General features: G+C 59.1%; 17 protein-coding genes and 1 pseudogene. 9 read left to right on the top strand and 9 right to left on the bottom strand.

All coding sequences use genetic code 11. The annotated features are described in order from the left end of the window. Positions 1 to 251: 251 nt before the first annotated feature. The 4 genes from ACLKOZ_RS20255 (at position 252) to ACLKOZ_RS20240 (ending at position 2,457) form a co-directional block, all read left to right on the top strand. A complete protein-coding gene (locus ACLKOZ_RS20255) occupies positions 252 to 557 on the top strand; it encodes a hypothetical protein (protein WP_436477791.1) in 306 nt (101 codons plus the stop codon). A gap of 46 nt (positions 558 to 603) precedes the next feature. After that, the gene (locus tag ACLKOZ_RS20250; RefSeq protein ID WP_436477789.1) at positions 604 to 1,620 is read left to right on the top strand and encodes an ATP-dependent DNA ligase; all 1,017 of its coding nucleotides are present in this window, start codon (positions 604 to 606) and stop codon (positions 1,618 to 1,620) included. A 209-nt stretch (positions 1,621 to 1,829) separates the two neighbouring features. Beyond that, positions 1,830 to 2,162, top strand: coding sequence for a hypothetical protein (locus tag ACLKOZ_RS20245; protein WP_436477787.1), 333 nt, complete (start codon positions 1,830 to 1,832; stop codon positions 2,160 to 2,162). Beyond that, positions 2,143 to 2,457, top strand: coding sequence for a hypothetical protein (locus ACLKOZ_RS20240; protein WP_436477785.1), 315 nt, complete (start codon positions 2,143 to 2,145; stop codon positions 2,455 to 2,457). The genes ACLKOZ_RS20245 and ACLKOZ_RS20240 overlap by 20 nt, the downstream gene beginning before the upstream one ends. Before the next feature lie 137 nt (positions 2,458 to 2,594). On the opposite strand, the gene ACLKOZ_RS20235 is transcribed toward ACLKOZ_RS20240, so the two are convergent. Together ACLKOZ_RS20235 and ACLKOZ_RS20230 are read right to left on the bottom strand one after the other, a co-directional pair. Next, positions 2,595 to 5,027: a S8 family peptidase gene (locus ACLKOZ_RS20235; RefSeq protein ID WP_436477783.1), complete on the bottom strand. Its 2,433-nt coding sequence runs from the start codon at positions 5,025 to 5,027 to the stop codon at positions 2,595 to 2,597. A gap of 9 nt (positions 5,028 to 5,036) precedes the next feature. Next, the gene (locus ACLKOZ_RS20230; RefSeq protein WP_436477781.1) at positions 5,037 to 6,203 is read right to left on the bottom strand and encodes an AAA family ATPase; all 1,167 of its coding nucleotides are present in this window, start codon (positions 6,201 to 6,203) and stop codon (positions 5,037 to 5,039) included. 159 nt (positions 6,204 to 6,362) lie between these two features. Here ACLKOZ_RS20230 and ACLKOZ_RS20225 point away from each other — a divergent pair, with 159 nt between their 5' ends. Both ACLKOZ_RS20225 and ACLKOZ_RS20220 read left to right on the top strand, forming a co-directional pair. After that, entirely contained in the window at positions 6,363 to 6,518 is a 156-nt protein-coding gene (locus tag ACLKOZ_RS20225; protein WP_436477779.1) for a hypothetical protein, read from the top strand. Next, complete coding sequence (locus ACLKOZ_RS20220; RefSeq protein WP_436477777.1) at positions 6,518 to 7,150, top strand: DUF6338 family protein; 633 nt, start codon at positions 6,518 to 6,520, stop codon at positions 7,148 to 7,150. The genes ACLKOZ_RS20225 and ACLKOZ_RS20220 overlap by 1 nt, the downstream gene beginning before the upstream one ends. A 413-nt stretch (positions 7,151 to 7,563) precedes the next feature. On the opposite strand, the gene ACLKOZ_RS20215 is transcribed toward ACLKOZ_RS20220, so the two are convergent. The 5 genes and pseudogenes from ACLKOZ_RS20215 to ACLKOZ_RS20195 form a co-directional block, all read right to left on the bottom strand. After that, on the bottom strand, positions 7,564 to 8,103 hold the full coding sequence (locus ACLKOZ_RS20215; RefSeq protein ID WP_436477775.1) for a hypothetical protein: 540 nt from the start codon (positions 8,101 to 8,103) through the stop codon (positions 7,564 to 7,566). 144 nt (positions 8,104 to 8,247) lie between these two features. Next, on the bottom strand, positions 8,248 to 8,838 hold the full coding sequence (locus tag ACLKOZ_RS20210) for a recombinase family protein (RefSeq protein ID WP_436477773.1): 591 nt from the start codon (positions 8,836 to 8,838) through the stop codon (positions 8,248 to 8,250). Between the two features lie 136 nt (positions 8,839 to 8,974). Beyond that, positions 8,975 to 9,058: pseudogene (locus tag ACLKOZ_RS20205) on the bottom strand (AAA family ATPase); the annotation flags it as partial. Between the two features lie 65 nt (positions 9,059 to 9,123). Next, the gene (locus tag ACLKOZ_RS20200; protein WP_013603065.1) at positions 9,124 to 9,885 is read right to left on the bottom strand and encodes a hypothetical protein; all 762 of its coding nucleotides are present in this window, start codon (positions 9,883 to 9,885) and stop codon (positions 9,124 to 9,126) included. Continuing rightward, complete coding sequence (locus tag ACLKOZ_RS20195; RefSeq protein WP_141002454.1) at positions 9,882 to 10,469, bottom strand: RNA polymerase sigma factor; 588 nt, start codon at positions 10,467 to 10,469, stop codon at positions 9,882 to 9,884. Before ACLKOZ_RS20195 ends, ACLKOZ_RS20200 begins: the two co-directional genes overlap by 4 nt. Before the next feature lie 392 nt (positions 10,470 to 10,861). Between ACLKOZ_RS20195 and ACLKOZ_RS20190 the strand changes: the two genes are divergently transcribed. Genes ACLKOZ_RS20190 through ACLKOZ_RS20180 form a run of 3 tightly spaced genes read left to right on the top strand, consistent with a single transcriptional unit; the run spans position 10,862 to position 13,656 of the window. Continuing rightward, the gene (locus ACLKOZ_RS20190; RefSeq protein ID WP_013603067.1) at positions 10,862 to 11,458 is read left to right on the top strand and encodes a recombinase family protein; all 597 of its coding nucleotides are present in this window, start codon (positions 10,862 to 10,864) and stop codon (positions 11,456 to 11,458) included. Next, complete coding sequence (locus ACLKOZ_RS20185; protein WP_013603068.1) at positions 11,459 to 12,847, top strand: Mu transposase C-terminal domain-containing protein; 1,389 nt, start codon at positions 11,459 to 11,461, stop codon at positions 12,845 to 12,847. 2 nt (positions 12,848 to 12,849) lie between these two features. Continuing rightward, a complete protein-coding gene (locus ACLKOZ_RS20180; RefSeq protein WP_436477770.1) occupies positions 12,850 to 13,656 on the top strand; it encodes an AAA family ATPase in 807 nt (268 codons plus the stop codon). A gap of 645 nt (positions 13,657 to 14,301) precedes the next feature. Here the strand turns inward: ACLKOZ_RS20180 and ACLKOZ_RS20175 are convergent. After that, positions 14,302 to 15,072: a ParA family protein gene (locus ACLKOZ_RS20175; RefSeq protein WP_436477768.1), complete on the bottom strand. Its 771-nt coding sequence runs from the start codon at positions 15,070 to 15,072 to the stop codon at positions 14,302 to 14,304. Between the two features lie 652 nt (positions 15,073 to 15,724). After that, complete coding sequence (locus ACLKOZ_RS20170) at positions 15,725 to 17,536, bottom strand: hypothetical protein (RefSeq protein ID WP_436477766.1); 1,812 nt, start codon at positions 17,534 to 17,536, stop codon at positions 15,725 to 15,727. Positions 17,537 to 17,620 lie beyond the last annotated feature (84 nt).

The following is a 17,620-nucleotide window of genomic DNA, read 5'->3' as shown; positions in this document are numbered from 1 at the left end:
TCGCAGACAACACAGGGCCAGGGACGGCGGAGCCCTGCGGAGCCGGCACTGGACCCAACAGCCGGCCGCGCCAGCGGACGTCCAAACGGGTGCGAGCCCTGCGAGCATGCACCATCACTACCGGTGTGGCATGCTCGAAGGCGTAAGCAGCAGGATGTTTACACCCCAGGGCAGAGGGCCCATTCCCACCGGTTGCGGCCCTCTGCTTTGCCCTGGACGGTCATTGGAGTGTTGATACGAAGGGAATCCCGATGGGTCTGTGGAGCTGGTTCGCCCGTCGGCGCAAGCCGGCAACGACTGCTGGTCACTCCGTCTTCGCAGCGGCCACTGAGCCGAAGGAGCAGGAGCCGTTGACTCCTGAGCAGGTGGCAGATCTTAAAGCGGCGTGGGCCGAACTCGCCGAGGCGGCAAAAGAGTCATCTGCCACCGGTTTTCATGCCTGCTCACGGGGCGCGAAGCCCTGGCAGGAAGACCCGGCAGCTGTGCGGACCGTGGCGGCATTGCTCCGCCGCGCCGACGCGGCGGACGCTGCAACGGAAGGTCCTACAGCCAAGTAAAAACCAGCACGGACGTTCGTGCTGGTTTCTCCTTTAGGCTGGGCCCATGGCCGAGTCCCTTCCGCCGGCACTGCACCCACCGGTCGCGGTTGCCCTGGCGAAACTCGTCAAGACCTTCCCCGGGGCGAACGCACTGCCCGGCGGCCTATGGGCCGAACCCAAGTTCGACGGTTTCCGCACCACCGCCTTTAATGACGGCGGCACGGTGACGCTGTGGTCCAGACAAGGGAAGGAACTTACCCGAATCCTGCCGGACGCAGCTGCCGCCCTCGCAGAGCAGGTGCCTCCCGGAGTGGTCCTGGATGGTGAAACCGTCATTTGGAACCGGGACCGGCTGGATTTCGATGCGCTGCAGCAGCGCATGGTCACCTCCAGGGCCGCGCTTCCGGCCTTGACCAATGAGCTGCCCGCTTCGTTCGTTGCCTTCGATGTGCTTGCCGTTGCCGGGCAGGACACCCGGGGTGTGCCGTTCACCGGGCGCCGGCAGCTGCTCGAGGAGCTCGCCCGGGACTGGGCGGCGCCGTTGCACCTCTCCCCCATCACCAGGGACATGGACCTGGCGAAGACCTGGCTGCGGGATCTTCCCGCGACAGGAATCGAAGGTCTCGTGTTCAAAGGCTCCCAGCCCTACGAGGCCGCCAGGATCTGGCTGAAGCTCAAGCACAAGGATCTTTGGGACGTGGTGTGCGCGGCCGTGATCGGGTCCGTGGCCCAACCACAGGCCATCATCGCTGGCCTGCCCATCGGCGGCGAACTGAAGATTGTCGGCCGCTCGACCGTCCTGTCCACGAAGGCCGGGCGTGAACTGGGCCGGCACCTCCACCCGGCCGGACCCAGGCATCCCTGGCCCGAAGAGATCAGCGAATCCTCCCTGAACAGATTCAGCAAGGACAAAGGTCCCGTCCGGCTGACACTGATCGAACCAGTCGTGGTCGAGGTATCAGCCGACGTCGCCTGGTCCGGCACGTCCTTTCGGCACCCCGTCACTTGGAAGCGTGTCAGGCCGGAGCTAGACCCTGCAGAGGTCAGGGTGCCCCCTGAACTGAACAACAGACACCGCTGACGACGGTGCTGCGGCGGGTTATACCCAGTGTGGACAGCTTTGAGATTCATCCTCCGGTCTCCACCTGCCCACAATGGGCATAACCCGCTCTGGTACTGGTGCGTCGGCCTTTGTCGTACCCCCACCTCATAGTTGATGGAAGCGGCACCCAGTGGATGCCGTTAAAATTTTCCGGTGTCGTTCGAACATATATTCTAGTAAGCGTGGTAATGGGTCCTGAGCAGGCCAAGGCGCTGCACGCGCGGTACGCCAGACGTGCGCAGCCATTCGGGCTCACCCTGGAAGAGCTTGATTTCAAGAACTTCCCGGTCCACAACGTCTACCCGGGGATCCCGGTCACGGCCTGGCTGCGGTTCCCGAGCTGCGCCGAGCTCGTTGAGGGCGAGGTGTTCGCCTGGACGGCGAAGGCCGTCGAGGTCAGATGGAAGGACGGACCCCTGACCTATCGCACATGGGTCTGGGCGTCCGCGGTAACCCGCCGTGCCGGGGCAAACAACAGGAACCTAGGAGAGCGCATAAAACGTGACAACAACAGCCAATGAAACATCCCTGAAGGTCCCGGTCGATGTGCGGTTCAGCCCCACCGGCGGGCCCCTAGCCGTCCGGTATGACGGGCGCCTATGGGTCATCACCGAAGAACCAGTGCACTGGTTCGAGCGGGACTCCTGGTGGCAAACCCGCACCAGCGCACCCGTCGGTATCGGGAACATCGTTGACATCGAGTTCTGGCGCGTGCAGGTCCGTCTCTCCTCCAACTCGGCACTGCGGACCTTCCTGCTGCGCCGTGAACCAGCCTCCACCCAATGGCTGCTGGACGCTATCACTGATGCCAGCTGACCCGTACTGCTCCCCCCACCCCGCCGTAGCTCTTTGGACGCGGGCCGCAATGAGTTGGGCCTGCCCACGCTGGACCGGGCCTGGGAACGGCTAGACACCGGGCTCCGTTCGCTGAGTTCCCTGCTGACTCGTTGTCGTTAGGTCTGGGTGCCGGGCCGGGGCCTGATCCTTGCGGCAGTCCTTATGTCCGCGATAGCGACGTCACGGGCTTGGAGAGATCGTCGCATCTGGTTAAAGACGGGGGCTTCTCCCCAGGGATCGCAGATCGAAAGAACCGCAGAGAATGGGATTCCTTGGGGCGGAAGCGCGAACCCGCTTCTGGATAGAGATTCCACTACCAGCCGGAACTGCGATGATTCTCCCACCCCCTGTTTTTGCGTACGTCGCGTCCATTTCTTCACGGCGCCCCATTTTTGGCCTTCCTTCACTCTTTCTCGTTCGAGTCCGGAACTGGACTTCGAATTGAAGAACCCGCCGTACGAGAGCTCACCGGTTTCGTGGTTGACCTTTTCCTGCCGCAAATAGGCTTCGAGGTTGACGCGGACTGCTTCGCTGCCGTACCTCAGATCGAGAGGTGGGCGGTACACCAAGGTAAGCGTGGCTTCGCCAGCGCATCGTCCCTGGGCTCGTACCAGCGCCTGTGGCCATTGAAAGTCGAAGGTTAGGGCCTTCTTGTTTTTGAGTCGTCCTTCGAAAACCAGAGTTATGGAGTGGTCGTCGGTCAGAAGCGTGTCTTCGGAGATTTTAGGCAGCCCGAAGCCGACGAAGTCTTTCGATACATGCGCCAATTTTCGATGCGCCATATGAGTTGGGGAAGATGCTCCATGGATAACCAGCGCTGTAAGGGTTTCCCTCTGAACATCACCAGCAATCTTGTGCTCTATTTGTCCCAGGGTCTTGGCAACCAGCGGGGCAGCGTAACTGGTGCCGCAGTCTTTTACGGTTTGTCCCTGGCTGCCAAGTGAAATGAGCTGGTTAGCGGGGTCTGCCGCCCCACCTAGGTGACAGAGATCTGGCTTGGTTCCTAATGCCAGTCCCGGCCCACGACGGGTGTAGACACTAGGCACAAGGTGCCCGGTCGGTGTCGTTTTCGGATCCAGCGCCGCAACCACCAGGGCTCTGATGCTGTCAGCGGGCTGATGCATACGGTCCATTCCTGAGTGCCGGTAGTTGGCCAGCATGGCCAGGGCGTCATCGGCTTGGGTGGGCCACGCAGGACGAAACTGCAGCTGGGGGAGGTTGCCAGTGGGAAGCACGAAGAGGACGTCGTGCTTGTCGGCTATTGCATCAAGGCGGGCTGCGAAGGGGCTGTAGGTGTCGTCCCGGACCAATTCATGAACAACCAGCGACATGTTGAAAACACGGGCACCTGCTTCTACGGCCGCCTCGATCTCGAAGTCCAGCTGTTCAAGAAAGTCCATGAATCCATTGGGATACGCCTCCCCGTACCCCTGCCCATCCGTGATGTGAAGGCCAAGGTCGAAAAGCTTGCAAGGACTCTCGCTAAGTTCCTCATGATCGTTGAGCGAGTGCGTGTCTGCCACCAGCGCTCCGACAAATGTGCCGTGACTGGTGTCCTGGGAAGCGGGGTCTCCTGCCATGGTCCGGCCAACCACCCAGGGTTCCAAGGCAGGTAATGTTGCCACTCCAGTGTCAATCACACCAACCACGGGATAACTTCCCCCGTTGACCGGCAGTTCAAAAGAGGGGCTGCCCAGCGGCCCATCCATCGCCGTAGCGCTCCGTGTGGGTTCAATGATTGGCGGAAGCCAAACCCTTCGAACAAAAGGTTCGTCCTCCACCACTCCCAAAACTCTCCGAATAGTCCCAACGTCGGGAGTAGCACCCCGTTCTGCCACATTCAGCCGCAGGAATCCCCTGTCACTCCACCACGTCGTAACCTCTTCGAGCACCAGAGACGAATCGATTGCCTTAAGCCTTCGCTCAAACTCTTTGAATTCCTTGGCACGCCGGGTGGAGGTGCCGCTCCTCAGCTCCCCCACTCCAACGAACATCTGAACGAGAAAATACTGTCCCGACCGCGGGTTACTTAGCCAGGTGACAGCCTCATCCAGCGAAAATTTGCGCCGGTCACTGGCGTCATAGGGAACGACGTTGGAAATTGCTCCTACTTCGCTGCGAAGACGGCTGGGGTTGGCTTTCAGTTTCCCGCTCTTGTCCGCCTTCATTCTGGTCTCTGGCTCGGCTTGCGCTATGTTTCGAATCACGCTGTCCATCGCACCGGCCGTGAACTCAACCAGCAGTTCACCAAAATCCGAAACCCCGCAGACGGGAGCAACTTCCGGTTTCAAAAGCGCTTGCGTAGGACGGTGAGACTTCGCCAAGGCAGTCGTCCTCAGGGCGACGCGGGCAAACCCCGTCGAGCGGCCGGCTGATGCCATGGAAGCCCTGACGCCACCAAATTGAGTGATCAGGTCGGCTTTGTGATTACCGAAGTCTTCGTCCCGTTGCGCAAAGAAGTCTGTCTTCGATCCACCGGGATTGATCTGCATGTCATCGACGTACGAGGCGCTGTTCAGGACAATTTGGATGGGATTGTTGTTGGCCATGACGACTTCCTACTTCCTTAGCCAGCGACTGATCGTCGACTGCGTGGTGTTGAAGAGCCGGGCCATCGATTCCTGCGTGAACCGTATCTCCTCGTCGCTGCTAAGTCGTCGCGCCAGGGCCTCCGAGCCTTCCGCAAATATTGCTTGTCTTGGAGAACCGGAGTGGTCGGCGCTCAGCAGGGAGTTCACGCTTAGCGCTTCCAATAGCGACTTACGGCCAGCTCCGTTCATCACGAGATACCGCTTTATCGAACTGCAGAGTGTCTCGATTTCGGCGCCGCTTCTCCCGTCCGTCAACCAAGCCAAAAGACTGATATCGACTTCCTCGACAGGAACTCCACTCAAGAAACGGCTGACCATCCGCACCCGCGACTCGGCACCGGGGCGTGGTATCGCAACGCGTGAATCGAACCTCCGCCAGATGGCGGCGTCGAGGAGATGCTCGTGATTTGTGATGGCAATCGTGAATCCACGCTCACGACGCTCGTCAAGGCACTGCAGGAGGGTGTTAACCACTCTCTTGATTTCCCCGAGCTCGTGGGGATCATCGCGCACCTTTGCCACCGCATCGAACTCGTCCAGCAGCAGGATGCAATCGTATCGATCAGCAAATTCGAACAGATTCGCGATGTTTCTCGCCGTCGTTCCTAAGAACGACGAAATCAGCCCGTCGAGGCGGGCAGTCACCAATGGCAATTCCATCTGGGCAGCAATAACCTTGGCCAACGCAGTTTTACCGGTTCCTGGTGCACCGTACAGCAACAAATTCAAAGGTGGACGGATCCCTGCCTCGATCAGCATTGAAGCGCTTTGCCATTCAGCGACCAGAGCCGCTATGGCCTTGCTCAGCGCAACCTCAAGAATCGGTTCCAGCCCTGTTTCCGCATCCTCGGGGAAGACAATGGAAGCCAACGGCGCCCCTGATTCTTTATCCACTGGAGCGTGTACCGAACGGGACATTCGCTCACGTGTGGCAGTTGCCAAGGCCACACGTGTCGGCGCAAGTGTATCCGTAGCTTGTTTGGCTTTCAGGACCAGCGAAAGTGCCTCCGCCTGGTCCTCTAAACCCTGTTTGGAAAGCGCGTCACGAAGCTTTCCGATGTTTCGCGTCAGTGTCGGATTGGGAGTCCTCATTGCTGTTCGGCAGATGGCCAGGACTGTGGGGAAGTTGTCCACGAGATACTCTTTCACGCCGTTAGGAGACTAAATATCAGACAGCCTAGCACGAATAAATAGTCGACAGACTGCATGGTAGTGGCATCTTTGTGCATAATCTGCCGCGCCTGCGGGTAGCCGCGGTTGGCTTTCCCGCTCCGGACAGCGATAATTTGAGGCATGACATCCAAAGAGAGCAGCAACAGCGCAAAGCCCGGTAAGACCGCCAAACTCAGCGAAGGCAGCCGAGGGTCATACATCGTTGTCGCTGCACCTGGGCCTCGCCCAGCCAACCCGCCGAGGATCTCGGCGCCGGCAGCGGGCAAGAAGAAGTAATGCCCGGAGAGGCAGGAGCCTTCCTGGTACTGGTGGCCCTGATCCCTGGCTGGTGGTTTATTCGTCAGCGCGAACGGAGGACAGGGGACCAGCGGGCGTCGAATCTGGACGAACTCCTGCAAGTGCTAGTTGCCGGACTGGCGACCACCGGTATCTCACTCTCCGCCCTTATCCTTTGGCCCTGGGAACGATTGGCGTGGCTGGTGGACGTACCCCGCTTGCTGCGTGAAGGAGACAGCTATGTTCCGGACAACCTAGCTTCCGTGGTGCTTACCGCCGGGGCGGTCCTGCTTGTAGCCATTGCCATGGCTCATGGGGCCGCCCTATGGATGCCCCTGCCCAAGCGACGTCTGAACGACCGCTCCAGCATGTGGGTGAACGCCTTGTTGGCCGATGATACAAAAAACCACAAGTACATCAGCGCCGAGCTGATAGACGGCAGAGTCTTCGAAGGGTATCTGGAAGGCATTACCCCTGAAGGTGCTGCAGACGAGCAAGTAATGGCCCTCGGAGCACCCTTGTTTGTGAAGCAGAACCCGGCCAAGAGCGCCAAATCCTATTCGGCAGATCGTATCGCCCTGCCCGTTTCTCAACTGAAGTACGCGGCCGTTGTTCTTCGTCGTACCGACTAAACACACTCACACCAATAAGAACTCTTTGGAAATTTGACAGGTGATTGACCCCCACTGCTCTCTTCGCGGAGATGGGAGCAATAACCGGGATAGGTCACCCCGGGATGGTGCGGCTCGTTTGAGTCATGAAGGAGCAGAGAAATTTTCAGTGCGTGAGGGGTCCACCGGGCCCCTCACGCTCTTGCTTTAACCCCAGCCCAAAACCCGATCGCTGTCTAAACGGCACGAACACGACTCGACACTGCGGGGCAAGGCCGCCTCTGTAAGAAGCCGTCGCAAAGACAGGACTGGGCGGGGCCACCCTGCCCGGAACCTTTCCACCCCGCTACCTCGCCGCAAACTGAGGCAGTCCAAGCAGGGCGACATCAAGGAACGGACACACCCACCGATACGTGCGCTTCTTACCAAGAGACCTAGCCGAGTGCAGGATGATCGCGAACGAATGGCTTCACCGTATATTGCAGCAGTGCCCAGATCTTGCTCTCTTGCCCCTGGGTGATCTTGTCCTTGTGGCGCTTGTTGAACATGTCCAGAAGAAACTGGTAGTCATTCACGCCGTTATTGCCGTTGTACTGATTAGCCGGGAAAGCCCCATTTTCGTACAACCACCGCAGGATTTCACGTGAGAAGTCTTCGTCGAGGAAGACTTTCTCCCCCGCGAGGATCTTCTTCCTGAGATCGAACAGCCCCCGGAACACATTGACCTGAAGGTTCAGCTCGCTGCTCTGGAAGTGCTCTACGCATTTGCTGCCGATGTATTCCAGCGGCCGCCCGGTATACAGATTTTGGATGGTGTACATATACCGAAGATGCTGCTGGCCGCAGACGCATTCGCCCTCCTGGAGGGGATCCTCCTCCACCGCTGTCACAGTCCACTCGTGCACAGCACGGAAAAACTCACCCGCTTGTGAGTTCTCCTCGATGACCTTCTTCAGCGTTTCGAAACTGTTCACTGCCACTGCATTCCCCCATCTCCGGGAAAAACTCTACAGCGCTCTCTGAGGGGCCTTCTGCACCGCTGCCGCCAGCTAAACACGAAAATGGTGTCTTTTTACGGCATTTTGGCACTTGGAACAGCCGACAACCGGAACCCCAAGTCACACCGCTTCGGGGACAGATTCCAAAACATCGATCCTGCTTAGTGCTCGAGTGAGTGATGAAACGCTCACACTGAGCCGCTCAGCCGTTTCCCTCAAAGTCTTTCCTTCGTTGCGCAGCTGCCGAGCCGTTTCCAGTTTCCCCGGCGTCATCGACCGCGGGCGGCCGCCGAGCCGGCCCCGCGCCTTAGCCGCGGCCAGCCCAGCCTTGGTTCTTTCCGACAGCCGGGATCGCTCGTATTCCGCGAGGGAGGCGAACATGTCAAAGATGAGCTTGCCGTGGGCGCTAGTTGTATCCAGCCACGGTTCAGCCAGAGAACGGAAGCCTATCCCCCGCTGGCCCAGCACTGTGACGATGTCCGCAAGGTCGGAGGTGCTACGGCCTAGCCTGGTCAGGTCCGCAACCAAAAGCACGTTGCCCGGCTGCAGATAATCCAAGCAGTCCTTCCACCGTGCCCTTGCTTGGGTAGCGCCGGATGCGTACTCCTGAAAGACGCGGACTGCTCCGGCCGCTACCAACGCGTCCACCTGCGAATCGAGCGATTGACCACGAGTACTGACCCTCGCATAGCCGACTGTGTTCCTGGACATGTCAAAAACCCTCCCATCGCCCTTTTGACCGGTCTTCTTTTCGGCAACCAGTTTTGACTAAGACTAGGAGTGCTATTTCGACTTTTTCTGTGGACTTGTCCGTTAGGTGGCGGCGTTCTGTTTTCGCTCGGTGTCGCTAGTTCCCGATGACGAGGACGCTTGCTGCTGCGTCCACGACGTCATCGGTGATGGTTTCGAGTTGGTTGATCCTGAGTACGCGGGGTTCGCGATGTCCGCAGGGTGCCCTAAACGGACGCGGATGAAGGCTGAGGTCGGATCAGCAGGTCACCGGCCGCTGATGAATTCTCCGACTTTTGTTTCGCCCTCTTTGTCATACACCGGGATGGGCTTCCCCCGGTGCGAGTCGATCCAGGCCATAGCCTCTTCAGGACTGCTGAATGTTTTCCCCTCTACATTGCCGCTGGCTTCCTTGAGATCGTTTTTGTAGACGTAGCCGGACTGTCCTGTGGTGGCTGCGACGGCGATGAGGTCTGGTTCGCCGCGTTCATTGATCACGCCATAGGTTTCGCCTTTTGCGTTACGTGCCCACTCGATGATTTCCTCGTGGACGTACTTCGCGGTGAGTTTCCATCGTGTGTCCGGTTCCGTGACGATGGTGAAGCGTTCCATTCCAGCGGCATATTTCACGGTATATATGGCGTCGCTAGCTTCGCCGCCGATGTCTTTCTGGGTGCAATTGCTGGAGGCGCCGTCCGGGTACGTGAAATTGCCCGTGCTCAGGCATATGAGTTCCACGCGTACTCCGGTTGCTCCTTCCGGCGCTGTTCCGAGGTCGATGGTCGCTTGGCCAGTGTATGTTCCCTCAACGGTTGATCCCAGCGGGGTTACTTTTTCGCCCCCTGGTAGGACGAGGATCCCTGCTGCAGCGGCACCAACGCCGCCAAGGACGGCCACGCCGGCTACTATCCCGGCGCCCCACAGCCGAGCACCACTTCGGGATTTGCCGGGGGCGGCCTGTTGCACGCGAGTGACCAGCTCTGCCTCTAAAGCATCACTGAACCGTTCATCGAAGTGCAGTCCATTCATGACTGATTTCCTTCCATCGCGGGAACGTAAGAGTGCTCGACGGAGAGTTTCATCCGTTGACGGGCCCTGTGCATGCGCGTTTTTGCTGCCGAGGGCGTGATAGCCAACAACTTGGCAGCCGAGGCGAGGGTGTAACCCTCGAACACCACGAGACTGACGAGTTGCCGGTCCGTGAGGTTGAGTGATCGCAGGGCCTCAGACAGTTCCTTATTCAAGGCATCCTGGGGACTTCCGGCGAAGAATTCCTCCATCACATCCGGCGCGTCCTCCGACCGCGGAAGCGATTCAACGAGTTTTTGGTGTCGCCGGAGGGCTCGGCTGTTGTTCCGGGCCACGTTGACGGTGGTGACCAACAACCAAGGAAGTATCGACCCGTCGACCAGTCGGACTTTGTTTCTTAAACGCCATAGCTCAAGGAATGCCGTAGCCGTAACGTCCTCGGCAGTGTGGTGGCCTACGGAAATGCGGTACGCGTGACGAAAGACTCGGTCTCGGTGCCGACGGTACAGCGCGGAGAACGCGGCGCTATCGCCGGCAAGACTACGCGCCCATAGCTCTTCGTCCGCAGAATTAACTGTCCCCATGCACTGTATTGTCCGGGAACACCCAAAAAGGTTTCACCAAACCGAAAAACATCCCGAAAGTCTTTGTCCGCAAGTCGTCCCGTTAGCCGGTCCTCTCCGGCGGGCCGGAGGGGAAACCGCTGGCTCAGGAGACCCGTGTCATTCCGACTCTGGATGCTTCCCGTATGGCTCCCCCGAGAAACTGCCCGATGAGGTGCGGCAAACGGACGCCGGCCGCAGCTCTTAGCTGCCTAGTGTCTTGAAAATCAAAAGCTTTTCAAGACATTGGTATGGACCTGAGGAGGGTTAGCAGCTGGCTGAGAAGCCGGGCTCGCCTATGTCTCGGAAACGCGTCTCACTATAAATCGTCTCAGCGGTGGCCCGTGACGGACTTTCTGAGCCAGAATGGCCTAATGAGGCAGTTGGGTTATACGCGGGTGAGTACGTCGAGCCAGGATGCCCAGCTGCAGCTCGACGCACTCGTCTCCGCCGGCGTGCAGAAGCGCGACGTTTTCGCCGACGTGACCTCCGGAAGTAGGACGGCGATCGAGCGGCCCGGGATGAAGAGGCTCCTCGAGTACGCAGAGGAGGGCGACACCGTCGTGGTGTGGCGGGTCGATCGGCTGGGCCGGTCATTGATCGACGTGCTAAACACCGTGAACCTGCTGAGAGAACGCGGCGTCCAGGTCCGATCCATCTCAGACGGTATTGACCCAGCGACCTCGACGGGCCGGCTGATGCTTAACATGCTCGCCACGTTGGCCGAGTATGAGCGCGAGCTGATCGTCGAGCGAGTCAATGCCGGCATCGCCGCTGCCAGGCAGAACGGAACACGCTTTGGCCGGCCGCTGACGGATCCGCTTGTCATTGCGGACAAGCTGGCGATCGCGCAGGATGCCCGGGAGAAGGGACGCACCGCCGAGGACGCGGCCCGCCTCGTGGGCTGGAGCCGTGCGACTCTTTACCGCCACCAGCAAGCCTTCGCCGCGCGCGAGGGCATCACGATGTAGGTGTTCCTGACCGGCGAAGAGCGCTGGAGAGTCCTTCGACTTCACGTCGAGGACCAGATTCCCCTTGCCGCCCTCGCCCGTGAAACCGGGATCAGCACCCGTACTCTTCAACGTTGGCTTCGGCTCTACCGGGCTGGTGGTGCGGGTGCTCTCGACCTGGGACCGCGCGCCGATGCCGGCACGCGGCGCTTAGACCCAGGAATGGTTAGGTTTATCGAGGGACTTGCACTGACGAAGCCCCGCCCGAGCATGGCAACGCTGCACAGACTCGCCGTGGCCGAAGCGGGCAGAAGAGGTGCGCTGGCGCCGAGCTACTCCGTTGTCCGCGGGATAGTCCAAGCACTCGACCCTGCCCTGGTGACCCTGGCTCTTGAAGGTCCCGCATCCTATCGGGACCGGCATGAACTTGTCCTTCGCCGCCGCGCCGACCGGCCCAACCAGATATGGCAAGCGGACCACACCCAACTCGACATCCTCATTAGCGGCGCCACCGGTAAACCCGACCGGCCATGGCTGACGACAGTGATCGACGATTACTCCCGGGCGCTCTGTGGCTACACCATCTTCACCGGTGCACCATCAGCACTGAACACGGCCCTGGCACTCCGGCAGGCCATCTGGCGCAAGAGCGACCCCAGCTGGGCAATGTGCGGGCTGCCCGACATCCTGCACGTGGACCACGGCTCCGACTTCACCAGCCACCACCTCGAACGCACCGCCATCGAGCTGCACGTCCGCATCATCCACTCGACCATCGGCCGTCCCCAGGGCAGAGGAAAGATCGAACGGTTCTTCGGAACCATAAACACCGAGGTTCTTCCTACCCTCCCCGGGCATCTGGGAGCGGGCAACAGGAAACCACAACCCACACTCGATCTCCCGGGACTGGATCGCGCCATCGGAAGCTTCGTCGCCGCCTACAACGACCGGCCCCACAGCGAACTTGGTGTCTCACCACGCGATGCTTGGGTCGCGGACGGTTGGCTTCCCCGGATGCCCGAATCCCTGGAGGACCTCGACGGACTCCTCCTGACAGTTCCAAAGAACCGAACCGTGCAACGCGACGGCATCCACTTTCAAGGCCAGCGCTACCTCTCGCCCACTCTGGCGCCCTTCGTGGGGCAAACCGTCACCATCCGATACGACCCGCGGGACGTATCCGAGATCCGCGTCTATGACCACGACACCTTCGTCTGCGTCGCCATTGACGAAGATCACCCCAACCTTCGTTTGAGCCTGCGTGACATCGAGGCCGCACGCAGAGCGCGCCGGAGAGAACTGCGCCGCACCATCAACGACCGCATTCCATCAGTCACCAGCCGTGACGAACCGCGCATCACTGAACCAGTACGGCGAAGGCGCCGACTGCGCACCTACGAAGAGGACTAATGATGAACCCCACATTCATCGTCACCAAGGAACACCGACGCTTCAACGAGTTCGCCAACGCAGTCCGAAAAGAACGAACAATAGGAATCTGCCACGGGGACGCCGGGGTGGGTAAAACACTCTCCGCGCGCCGCTACGCAAACTGGGATGACCTTGAGCCGTACATCACCGAGTGGGGACCACGCGGCGATCAGGACGAAAAGCACTACAGCCTGGCCAACCGCTCCCGCACCGTCTTCTACACCCCGGACGTACTCTGCCGTCCCAAAACACTCATGGAAGACATACACCGATACCAGGTGAGAATCGGCTCGTGCATCGACGAACACCTACACAAACTCGATGCCGCACCACGCTCAATGAACAGAGTGACCACGCTCGTGGAGCTGCTCATCATCGACGAAGCCGAACGCCTCAACGCGACAGCCCTTGAACTCCTCCGTGACAACCACGACCGAACCCACCTGCCGATGATCCTCATCGGCATGCCCGGCATAGACCAACGATTCCGGCACTACCCCCAGCTATACAGCCGCCTCGGCTTCTCCCACCGATACCGCGCCCTCGGCAGAGACGAGCTCCTCTTCGTTCTGGACCGACACTGGAAACGCCTCGGCCGCACCCTCGACCCGGACGACTTCACCGACGCCCAGGCAATCGCCGCAGTAGAACGCATCACCCGCGGCAACTTCCGGCTCCTCGAACGGCTATTCCCACAGATCACACGCGTCCTAAAAATCAACCAACTCGAAACCATCACCGACGACGTCGTAGAAGCAGCAGCAAGCATCCTCGTCATCGGCAACTAGCGACAAAGAGCGAACACAAAAAGCCGCCACCTAACGCCAACATCCACAACTTTTTCCGGAGGCTTGCCGGACATCGGTCAGAAACGGTCGTTTTCGACAACTACCTGTGGCCCTGCGATAAATCCCTTACAGCCAGCGGATGGGGGGTTCGTTGTGACGCTGTGGGCCCATTTGCCTTCCAGATCCTGATGCATCGGGACTGCGCCGGCATCGATTTCCACGAGGCGATTGGGTTGCTGCCATGGGGTTGTGGCCGACTTCAGCACGCCAGGCCCCTCGCCTATCGTGAACGGCCAAGTTCAATAATTACGTCTAGACATAATTATTTTTTAAGGCGGTCCCTGACTGCTTCATCCAAGAAGTCGATGATCGAAAGTCCATGCTCAGCCACATAGTCATCCAGCTCATCTCTTAGCTCGATTTCGATCTTCGAGGAAAATGGTTCCATCCGGCGCTTGCTCCGAGGACGGCCCGGACCGGGACGCCTGGTTGAGGATGATCGAGGAGCATCCTGTGCCAATTCTGATGACTGAGCTCGCAAAGGTTCCATAGACTGCGCTTGGCCGCTGTCGCTTCGGGAGGTCAGAACATCGACTACGTCCGCAGCGGGTGCCTTGCGGATTGCTGATTTTCTCTCAAGTGGCATCAGTTCACTCCATCGATAAAGCGAGCATGCTCGACGAATTTTTCGGTCATGATTACAGCTCCCCTGCTGTTGAGCTTTGTAAGAGGCGATCTCGAACTAACCGAGTCCTGCATGGCGGTCCTCAGCGGAAGGTGAGGACTCCTGACATCCTGGCCATAGGCAGCCTCCAGTTCCCCGATTTGGAAGGCATGCTCTCCTGTGAGGGGCGAACTCGTCTTATTGATGATGATTCCCAGGAACTCAAGTGCCGGATTCAAGTGCGGTAACGACTGCACCTTCTTCACTGTCTCCAGGAATTCCGTGACGCCTTTAACAGAGAAGGCCGCAGGCTCCGTTATGGCCAGGACTCGATCAGCCCAGATAAGGCCATTGAGCGTAAGACGACCCAACGCGGGAGGAAGATCCAGAAGAATGTGATCGTATGCCTCCAATTCCTCAGCGCCCCATGCAGCGGTCTTCAACCGCAACTCAGGAGTCATGATGCTTTCCGATTCCAGCCGCGCAAGCGACTCTGAGCTGGGGATGAGATCAATGCCAGGCCAAGAGGTTTCGGTGATGGCCTGACCCAAGGTGCCGGCATCTCCCCCGTACAGAACGTCGAAAATGTCGAACTCGCCTGAGCCTTCAAGTGCTTCGGTGACGTTAGCTTGAGGATCCAGGTCAATTACCAGCACCTTTTTGCCAATCAACTTCAGACCCGTAGCGAGACCGAGCGTCACAGAAGTCTTACCGACTCCACCCTTTCGGTTACCTATCGCAGTTACTTTCACAAAGTCACCTCAATCGCAATTAATAAATCTTTCCGTCTGCCCGTCTATCAATCCATCAATCTTTACGTCATGACGTATTTATTAGTGCTTGACTAGCACCCGCAAGTGCAAGTGAGTCGAAGCGGGGACAACCGCCTATCAATCTATCCGTCTATCTTTACGTCATGACGTATTTATCCCGGCGCGTCGCCCGCCTGAACACCGCCGCACGGGGAAGATTATCCCTACATCACGTAGACCCGGTGCCACGCTGTCAGACGCTGCATGAAGCCAGGGCCGCAAGTTCCAGCATCGCGATCCCGACACGACCGATAAATATGTCTGGATTTATTCGACGGCCGCCATCGTGGAGAAAGCTGATGGCACCTCCGGTATTTGAGGCGCCGAGCCGCAGGGGTAGTTACGTCATGACGTATTTATTGAGCTCGTACTGGAGCGGCCGCCGTTTGGACGGGGGACCGTTTCTAACTCACCCTCCCCTTCCAATCACGGCGTCTCCGGACTCAGAAACCTACGTACAAATCCGGTTTAGAGAGAAGTTCCGTCATACCCCCAGGAGGAACGGCAAATCGAATAAATACGTCAAGATTTATTCGGCCTGCGCCTTTTCTCGCCACAAGATCCAACTTCCGACCGTAAGAATCCAGGAAGCTTAGGCCGCTGTCCATAAGACTGCATCGTCGTCCGGGGGCAGCCAATATTGTTCCCGTTCAAGATCGTAGAGATCCGCCTCGCTCAGGTTCAGAGTGCGGAAACGGTCCAGGTAGGCGTGCCAGATCGCTCGATCCCGCCTATTGCGGCTGACTTGAGCTTGGTAGTCCTCGAGCACTCCCAGTCGGTCGGCAATGGCGCGGAGGTTTGCGGTGGCAGTTACTTTCCATTGACGACCATCCCGATGGATCATTCCGAGGTCTTCCATTGTTCGCAGTGCCTGGTCAACAGCTGACCGGCTGACGCCGCTAGCGCGCACAACATCAGCGGTAGTAGGGGAGCACCGCCCTCGTTCTATTGCTTCATATACAAGGGCGGACACATCACCAAGGGCCCGGAATACTGGCCGTATAGCGTGTATTTTGCCCTTGCGCCATGCCAGTTCACGAGCGAGCTGCTGGTAACGCACAGGTAGCTCGATGAGATAGACATCGGCTGCTTTATGACGTGCATCGGCCACCTTCGAAAGAATTCCGTCAGAGGCTTCAACTAGGACTGGCAGCAGCCTAGCAACAGTGACGTGATGCTTTCCCATAGCAGCGGCAAGAGTGCGACAACCGACGTCCAAGAAGTTTGTCTCTTTAGCACGCATATAGCTAAGCAAACCGCGGATAAGAATCCTTAGCCCGAGACCTTCGCGTCCACGAGTCATCAAGCGGTGATCAAGCACCGCGTACAAGATGTTTTCCAGATCGTTGACGAGCTGGTGGATGACCGCAGGGCTGCTTTTGATTGCCCCCCCCGTGGGTTTTGGGAGGCTTGTGTTGTTAATAAGGGCATTCTTTTCCCGGGTTCTAGGAGACGGGCGTTTTTGAGTGTTTCCGTCAGAGGTGTATGCCAGGGCTTTGGCCCATTCGGTGGGTAGGAGCCGTTCTTGCTTGGCCGATGTACCGTAGAGTGCCGCGAGGCCGGGGAACTGTCCGGTGAGTTCCTTCTCGACGTGATGCAGGGACCAGCCGCAAGCGCTGAAGTGATTTAGGACAGCCATTCGAGCCTCGGACGCGCTCTTGTACCTGGCCGTGTCATACAGGCCAGTCCGTGCCACTCTGCGCAGCGGAGACTCACTGGCCATGGTCAGTGAGAGCTGCGGCAAGGAGCCGGTTCGCTGCGCGGCCACAGTCCTAGCAGCTCTGGCTTTGAGTGCACGCTTACGGGTTAGCTCCGGAGCAAGAGCGGCCCGGAGCTCCACCAGCGCAGAGACCGGGTTGCGGCGGCGCAAGATGTCGTAGGCCTGGGAGAGTGGAGTGACTAGAGTTTGATGGCCCCCGGCCTTGTGCACCGATCCAGGAACACGGATACAGCCGTCCGTAATGTTCTGGTGCGGGCTCGGATCCAGGCTTGTCGCCGTCAGCGCCAGCGCTTCCACCAGCTCCCTGGCTTCGGCTGCGTCCATACGTTCCCGCAGCGGGATGTAAAGGTGCCGGCCGCCACTGGGGGAAAAGTCCTGAACAAAAAACACTCCGCAGGCCGACAACAATCGGCCCACCCGGGCAGCGTCCGCATCAACCACACCCTTGAGGGCTTTGGACGTGTCAAAGTCCAAGCACAACGTGGCAACGCTGCCATCCGGCCCATGCACCATCACCGCCGCAGGACGCGCAGGAAGCGACTGCGTGATCTTCGGGCTGTCCCGCGGCCGTGGGTATTGGAACCGCGAGCCAACCCACCGACCTAATCGGTACGAAGGTGCACCAGCAATCATCGGAGCAAGGCTCCATGCATCTTCTGGCTTCACATACGGCGCGACACCCATAGGGGCATGCGTTGACGCCGATACCGGTTCCGGTACCATGGTGTGCAGTAGTTCCTTTCGAGGTAACACAAATGGCACCCACAG

This window comes from Arthrobacter sp. R4 (genome assembly GCF_051365025.1).
GTDB lineage: Bacteria > Actinomycetota > Actinomycetes > Actinomycetales > Micrococcaceae > Arthrobacter.
The sequence above is the reverse complement of the archived record's forward strand: the minus strand, read 5'-3'. Positions and strand labels throughout refer to the sequence as shown.

What these genes read in the sequence shown, in the direction of transcription:
- ACLKOZ_RS20255 (WP_436477791.1), top strand. Translation starts at nt 252, where the DNA reads ATGGGTCTGTGGAGCTGGTTCGCCCGTCGGCGCAAGCCGGCAACGACT.
- ACLKOZ_RS20250 (WP_436477789.1), top strand. Translation starts at nt 604, where the DNA reads ATGGCCGAGTCCCTTCCGCCGGCACTGCACCCACCGGTCGCGGTTGCC.
- ACLKOZ_RS20245 (WP_436477787.1), top strand. Translation starts at nt 1,830, where the DNA reads ATGGGTCCTGAGCAGGCCAAGGCGCTGCACGCGCGGTACGCCAGACGT.
- ACLKOZ_RS20235 (WP_436477783.1), bottom strand. Translation starts at nt 5,027, where the DNA reads ATGGCCAACAACAATCCCATCCAAATTGTCCTGAACAGCGCCTCGTAC.
- ACLKOZ_RS20225 (WP_436477779.1), top strand. Translation starts at nt 6,363, where the DNA reads ATGACATCCAAAGAGAGCAGCAACAGCGCAAAGCCCGGTAAGACCGCC.
- ACLKOZ_RS20220 (WP_436477777.1), top strand. Translation starts at nt 6,518, where the DNA reads ATGCCCGGAGAGGCAGGAGCCTTCCTGGTACTGGTGGCCCTGATCCCT.
- ACLKOZ_RS20210 (WP_436477773.1), bottom strand. Translation starts at nt 8,838, where the DNA reads ATGTCCAGGAACACAGTCGGCTATGCGAGGGTCAGTACTCGTGGTCAA.
- ACLKOZ_RS20200 (WP_013603065.1), bottom strand. Translation starts at nt 9,885, where the DNA reads ATGAATGGACTGCACTTCGATGAACGGTTCAGTGATGCTTTAGAGGCA.
- ACLKOZ_RS20195 (WP_141002454.1), bottom strand. Translation starts at nt 10,469, where the DNA reads ATGGGGACAGTTAATTCTGCGGACGAAGAGCTATGGGCGCGTAGTCTT.
- ACLKOZ_RS20190 (WP_013603067.1), top strand. Translation starts at nt 10,862, where the DNA reads ATGAGGCAGTTGGGTTATACGCGGGTGAGTACGTCGAGCCAGGATGCC.
- ACLKOZ_RS20180 (WP_436477770.1), top strand. Translation starts at nt 12,850, where the DNA reads ATGAACCCCACATTCATCGTCACCAAGGAACACCGACGCTTCAACGAG.
- ACLKOZ_RS20170 (WP_436477766.1), bottom strand. Translation starts at nt 17,536, where the DNA reads ATGGGTGTCGCGCCGTATGTGAAGCCAGAAGATGCATGGAGCCTTGCT.